Raw genomic sequence first — 253 nt, forward strand, 5'->3', positions numbered from 1 at the left:
GCAGGCCCGCCATCTCACAGAACGCATCGGTCGCCCGCTCAGCGTCCTGACCGAACGCGGCAATACCGGCCGCGCCGAGGATTTCACGCTGGTTCGCTTCGCGAGAGACGTCGCGCCGGGCGAGATCTGTCTCTTATACACATCTCCGAGCCCACGAGACTCTAGGCGCGATCGCGTATGCCGTCTTCTGCTTGAAAAAGGGGGGGGGGGGGGGGGGGGGGGGGGGGGGGGGGGGGGGGGGGGGGGGGGGGGG

The 253-nt window shown here is 70.4% G+C and carries 1 pseudogene; it reads left to right on the forward strand.

Going from position 1 to position 253, the window contains the following annotated elements:
• A pseudogene (locus JHD80_RS28390) lies at nt 1–253 on the forward strand (hypothetical protein); the annotation flags it as partial.

This window comes from Allobosea sp. ASV33, assembly GCF_016428755.1.
Lineage (GTDB): Bacteria > Pseudomonadota > Alphaproteobacteria > Rhizobiales > Beijerinckiaceae > Allobosea.